A 6,020-nucleotide genomic window follows, 5' to 3' on the forward strand; every position below is an offset into this window, starting at 1 on the left:
ATGGCGCGCCGCTTCACAAAAGGAGAAGGGAAGGGGAAAGGGGAGCCGTCCACTCCTTTCCACTATCAACCTATAGCGCACCGGGGGGCTTGCGGCAAGACCCGGGTCGTGCCGCACAATCGTCAGCCGAGGCCACTGCCTGCGGAAACGGGGAAGCGGCGTGCGTGCGCCTGCGACGGCGCACGGGCCGCACGGAGATCGGCGTGATCAGCCGCAAGCCGCCGGCCCCCGCGGGGACCGCCCCGCGACCACGCGGGACCGCCGGGCGGTGCCTCACATATCCGAGATCGGAGCCGATGACGTGAATCCTTTGACCACCAGCGCGTTCGACCTTCCGGGCCATCTGGCCCCCAAGGCCGACCCGGCGCTGATCGCCGGTGACGAGCGGCATTTCGCCGCCGTCGCCGACAGCCTCCGGCAGACGATCGCCGAGTTGTCCGACCGTCTCGACGCCGAACGCAGGGCGCCCGGCGGCCGGGGCCAGGCGGCGCTGGAGCGGGACCTGGAGGTCCACCGGCTGACCGCCCGCCTGCGCGCCCTGCGCCGCTTCGGCCTGGACCTGTGCCTGGGCCGCATGGTCGGCGCCGACGACGCCGAGCCCGTGTACGTCGGACGCCTCGGCCTCACCGACAGCCGGGGCCGCCGGCTGCTGCTCGACTGGCGCTCCCCGGCCGCCGAGCCGTTCTTCGGCGCCACCCACGCCAACCCGATGGGGCTGGCCAGCCGCCGCAGGTATCGCTGGACCCGCGGCCGGATCAGCGACTACTGGGAGGAGGTGTTCACACCGGAGGGACTGGAAGGGCACGCCGCGCTCGACGACCAGTCCGCCTTCATCGCCAGCCTGGGCGGCAGCCGCTCGGGCCGGATGCGCGACGTGCTGGGCACCATCCAGGCCGACCAGGACGCCATCATCCGCGCGGGCTCCCGCGACGCTCTCGTCGTCGACGGCGGTCCGGGCACGGGCAAGACCGTCGTCGCCCTGCACCGCTCGGCCTACCTGCTGTACTCCGACCCCCGGCTCGGCCACCACCGCGGCGGCGTGCTGTTCGTCGGACCGCACCAGCCGTACCTGGCCTACGTCGCCGACGTCCTGCCCAGCCTCGGCGAGGAAGGCGTGCAGACCTGCACCCTGCGCGACCTGGTGCCCGAGGGAGCCGCGGCCGTGATCGAGCCCGACCCGGAGGTGGCCCGCCTGAAGTCGTCGGCGGACATGGTCAAGGCGATCGAGCCGGCCGTCAGGTTCTATGAGAACCCGCCCGCCGAGGGGATGACCGTCACGACGCACTGGTCCGACATCCGGCTGGGCGCCGAGGACTGGGCCGAGGCGTTCCAGGCGGCCGAACCCGGCATCGCGCACAACGAGGCACGCGACCGGATCTGGGAGGAACTGCTCACGATCCTGGTGGACAAGCACGACGGCGACGCCCCCGAGCACCTGCTGCGCAGGTCGCTGCTGCACAACAGGGAACTGCTGACGACCTTCAACCGCGCCTGGCCGCTGATCGAGGCGGCCGACCTCGTCGGTGACCTGTGGTCGGTACCGGCCTACCTGCGGATGTGCGCCCCCTGGCTCAGCCCTCAGGAGATCCGGAGGCTGCAGCGCGAGGAGGCCCAGGCCTGGACGGTCTCCGACCTGCCGCTGCTGGACGCGGCGCGGCAGCGGCTCGGCGACCCGCAGGCGTCGCGGCGCAGACGCCGGCAGCAGGCCGCTCTGGCGGACCAGCGCGAACGCATGGCGCAGGTCATCGACAACCTGATCGAGGCCGACGACGACGGCGAAGGCCTGGTGACCCAGCTGCGCCGAGCCGACCTGCAGCGGAACCTGGTCGACGAGTCCGAGCTGCCCACCGCCGACCCGGACGTGCTCGCCGGCCCGTTCGCGCACATCGTCGTGGACGAGGCGCAGGAGCTCACCGACGCGCAGTGGCAGATGCTGCTGCTGCGCTGCCCGTCGCGCAGCTTCACCGTCGTCGGGGACCGCGCGCAGGCCAGGCACGGGTTCACCGAGTCGTGGCGGGAACGGCTGGAGCGGATCGGGCTCGACCGGATCACCCTGGCCTCCCTGAGCATCAACTACCGCACCCCCGAAGAGGTCATGACGGAGGCCGAGCCGGTCATCCGGGCCGCGCTCCCGGACGCCAACGTGCCGACCTCCATCCGCAGCAGCGGCGTGCCCGTCCTGCACGGCTCCGTTTCGGAGCTGGAGACGCTCCTGCAGGCCTGGCTCGCCGAGCACGCCGACGGGATCGCCTGTGTCATCGGCCATCCCGCCTTCCCCTCGACCTCGCGCGTCCGGTCGCTGACCCCGGAGCTGGCCAAGGGGCTGGAGTTCGACCTGGTCGTCCTCATCGACCCCGAGACCTTCGGCCAGGGCATCGAGGGAGCGGTCGACCGCTATGTCGCGATGACCCGGGCGACCCAGCGGCTGGTCATCCTGACCGGTCCGTGACGGCGGTCATGCGTGGCGCTCGGTGGTCATGCGTGGCGCTCGGTGAAGGACAGCATGCGCTGCCAGGCGTCCCGGCAGGCCTCGGCCCACTGCGCGTACGAGCGGTCGAAGAACGAGTGCGGGGCGCCCTCGTACACGTGGCTCTCGTACGGGGTGCCGACCTCTTCGAGCGCGGCCTCGTAGGCGGCGAAGTCCTCCGGCGTCGAGACCGTGTCGGCGCCGGCGCGCAGCAGGAGCAGCGGGGCGCCCGGCCCGGTCGCCGGCGGCTCGATCGCGCGCAGCGCCCCGTAGAAGCCGATGCCGCCCGCCAGGCCGTTGCCCTCGGCGGCCTGGCGCCACGAATGCGCGCCGCCCATGCAGAAGCCCACCGTGAACACCGGGCCGTGGGCCGAAAGCGAGTCGGTGGCCGCCTTCACATCGGCCCGCACGCCATCGGTGGTGACCTGCTTGACGTGCGTCATGAAGTCGAAGTCGTCGCCGCGCCCGCCCAGCCCCTCCGTCCGGCCGAAGTAGTCGATCGCGATCGTCCGGAACCCGGCCTCGGCGAACCTGACGGCCAGGTCCCGGTAGTACGGGTGCAGCCCGCGTACGTCCGGCAGGATCACCATGCCGCGCCCGTTCGGCTCGGCGGGCTCGGCCCGGTAGGCGAGCAGGCGGTTGCCGTCGGCGGCGCTCAGCTCGATCTGCCGGTGGGAGGCGACCTCCCCGCGGACCGGAGGCGCGGGCGGCCGGCTGTCGGTGGAATGGCACATGGGACATAGGGTGCCCGGGGACACGGGTGTTGTCCAAGCCGTGCAGCCCCGCTGATCTCCGAGGCCTCCAAGTCGTTTCCAACCGCGCGACAACCGCGCGTCCCCACCATGATCTCGTTTCTTCCTGAAAGGACGAGAGATGCGCCTTTGGTTTGTTCTCATCGGGGCAGTGGCGTTACTGCTGAGCGGGCCGATTCCCGCGGTCCACGCCGAGGAGGCCGTGGAGGTCTCGGTAGCGCCGGTGGGGGTGGAACCGCCCGTCTACCACGGGCTCTGCGCGCCGGAGGTGAGGTTCGTCCTCACGGCCGCCATCACCGCCAAGGGCCCCGGCACCGTCTCCTACCTCTGGTCACCCGGGAGCGGGGAGCGAGGCCAGCTCACCTTCACCGAGGCGGGCACCAAGACGGTGCAGACCACCGCCTACCAGTACGTCGGCAGCTTCCCCGGCCCGCACACGGCGGTCCTGTCGGTAAGGGGCGCCAACGCGGCTCACGCGACGTTCACCTACAGCCATTCCTGCACCGACGCCGTCCCGCAGACCACTCAGATTCAGCCCGTCGAGTACGTCGGCCGGTGCGGCTCCGACGTGACGCACACCATCAGCGCGCAGATCGACTCGCCGGTCGCGCGGACCGTCCGCTACCGCTGGACGGACGGCAATGGGCAGCCGCTGCCCGGTCTCGAGGCCGAACGGGAGGTCGTCTTCACCGAGCCCGGCAGCAAGACCGTGAGCGCCCCGTTCCAGCGCCTGGCCCTCAACAACCCGTACGGTTACGGAGTGGCCGAGGTGAACATCGTCAGCCCCTCCCCGGTCCGGCGCGCCGTGACCTACCGGACGACCTGCGTGACCCCCGAGTTCACCGCGCTGACCCGGGTCTCCGGCAGTTGCACCACCGGGACGCCCTTCAAGTTCTCGCTCACCGGATACGTGGAGAGCGACGCGATCGCGGAGATCTCCTACGCCTGGTCCCGCAAGAGCGACCTCGACGGCGACTGGGTCCGTGAGCCCTGGAAGACGCTGTCCTTCACCGCGGACGGCGTCCCGGGCAGGAAGACCGTCACCACGACCGGGTACGCCGGGGGCGAGTCGACCGAGTGGCGCCTGGAGGTGCTCGGCACCGACGGCGTCACCGTCTCCCGGAGCCGGGGCTTCCGCATCCCCTGCGCCGGCTGACCGACGGCGGACCTCGGGCGGGGTACGGCCCGGCCGTACCCCGTCAGGCCCTCACAGGTCGGTGGGCGGGGTGAGCACCGACACCTGACGTCGCGGCCAGTGGCCGGACGGGCCGCAGGGAGGTTGGCTGGGGCAGGCGCGAATTTCCGGTGGAACGCGAGCGATCGCCCGACCCGAGGATGTGACGTGCCATGTCCCACAGCACGGCGGTATGGATGGACCCGGCCAAGGCGGCCGAGGATCTGGTCGGCTGGATCTCCGAGCAGGACTTCAGCGCGAACAACAACTTCACCGTCGCCGTCTACCAGGGCAACGACCTGGTCATCTCCAAGGTCGGCGGGATCACCGAGAAGGCGGCGGCGACCGGGAGGATCCTGGCCTACATCCGTGAGAACTCCATGCACGTCGGTCGCAAGATCTACGCGGCCAAGGCGTTCGCCACACTGGACGGACCGGTCAGCAACCACGCCGAGATGTGCATCCTCGCCGCCTGCGGCGCGTCGAATGTGAACTTCATCAAGTGCACCTCGCCGAACTGCAAGTTCTGCAAGGCCACCCTCAAGGCCTACGGCGTCAACAACGCCAACGCCGACGGCCCCGACGGCAAATCGCAGATCGGCTGGCGCCACCCCTTCCTGCAGGTGTCCTACGGCACCGCCCTGGCCAGCAGGGAAGCCGACCAGCTGGCGGAACTGAGCGGCTACAACCAGGCCAAGGAGATAGCCGGCGCGCCCGTTCACGGACAGCCCGCCAGCTCCGCCCCCAAGGGTGAACTGCTGCTGCTCCTGAGCGGCTGAACGGCACCGGCGACAGGCACCCGAACGTGTGAGAAGGGCTCATATATCGCCTCCACCTGCCGATGAGAAGTCATCAGGCTCGGCGTGCACCTCACGGCCTCGGCAGGCCGCACGCCGGGCATCACCGGCTCATGGAGGAGCTCTCCCTTGCATTCGTCCAAGCGCGCGTCGTCCGGTACGGCCGGTCGGCGCCGTACGGTCTCCCTGCTCGCCGCGGTCGTGCTCAGCACCGGTGCGCTGGCGGGAGCCGCCATTCCCGCCCAGGCCACCGGTCCCGCCTCGTGCCAGGTGGACTTCGCCTCCCCTGTCAACTACACCGTCGGAACCGGCCCCCAGTCCCTGGCCACGGCCGACCTCGACGAGGACGGCCACACCGACGTCGTCACCGCCGACCACAACGGCAACTCCGTCTCGGTCCTTCCCGGCAACGGCGACGGCACCTTCCAGCCGGCCGTCAGCACCACCGTCGCGCAGTATCCGTGGGACATCGCCGTGCACGACCTCGACTCCGACGGCCACCTCGACCTGGCCGTGACCGGCGGGTACGACTCCCACCTCTACACCCTGCTGGGCAACGGCGACGGCACCTTCCAGACGCCCACCTCCATCTCGCTGAGCGGCACGCCCGTCGACGAGGTCGCCGCCGCCGACTTCGACGGCGACGGCCGCGCCGACCTGGCCGTCGCGGCGCACTCCACCGGCCTGTGGGTCATGGCCGGCAACGGCGACGGCACCTTCCAGCCGGCCCTCAACCAGGCCTCGGCCAGCGCCAAGGCGGTCGTGACCGGTGACTTCGACGCCGACGGCCACGTCGATCTGGCCTTCACCCTCGACGGCATGGCGGGCGG

The 6,020-nt window shown here is 71.1% G+C and carries 5 protein-coding genes; 4 read left to right on the forward strand and 1 reads right to left on the reverse strand.

What is annotated here, in order from left to right; all coding sequences use genetic code 11:
• Positions 1–301 precede the first annotated feature (301 nt).
• The gene (helR, locus tag Pta02_RS38055; RefSeq protein WP_203879890.1) at positions 302–2,449 is read left to right on the forward strand and encodes an RNA polymerase recycling motor ATPase HelR; all 2,148 of its coding nucleotides are present in this window, start codon (positions 302–304) and stop codon (positions 2,447–2,449) included.
• A gap of 26 nt (positions 2,450–2,475) precedes the next feature.
• Here the strand turns inward: helR and Pta02_RS38060 are convergent, their stop codons facing one another.
• Entirely contained in the window at positions 2,476–3,201 is a 726-nt protein-coding gene (locus Pta02_RS38060) for a dienelactone hydrolase family protein (RefSeq protein WP_203879891.1), read from the reverse strand.
• A 169-nt stretch (positions 3,202–3,370) separates the two neighbouring features.
• Here Pta02_RS38060 and Pta02_RS38065 point away from each other — a divergent pair, with 169 nt between their 5' ends.
• The 3 genes from Pta02_RS38065 to Pta02_RS38075 all read left to right on the forward strand — a co-directional run.
• Positions 3,371–4,375: a hypothetical protein gene (locus tag Pta02_RS38065; RefSeq protein WP_203879892.1), complete on the forward strand. Its 1,005-nt coding sequence runs from the start codon at positions 3,371–3,373 to the stop codon at positions 4,373–4,375.
• Positions 4,376–4,566: 191 nt separating this feature from the next.
• Positions 4,567–5,172, forward strand: a complete 606-nt coding sequence (locus Pta02_RS38070; RefSeq protein ID WP_203879893.1) for a hypothetical protein — start codon at positions 4,567–4,569, stop codon at positions 5,170–5,172.
• A 147-nt stretch (positions 5,173–5,319) separates the two neighbouring features.
• On the forward strand, positions 5,320–6,020 hold a 701-nt coding region (locus tag Pta02_RS38075; RefSeq protein ID WP_203879894.1), incomplete at its 3' end, for an FG-GAP repeat domain-containing protein.

It is taken from the genome of Paraplanobispora takensis, from assembly GCF_016863195.1.
In the GTDB taxonomy this organism is placed as follows: domain Bacteria; phylum Actinomycetota; class Actinomycetes; order Streptosporangiales; family Streptosporangiaceae; genus Planobispora; species Planobispora takensis.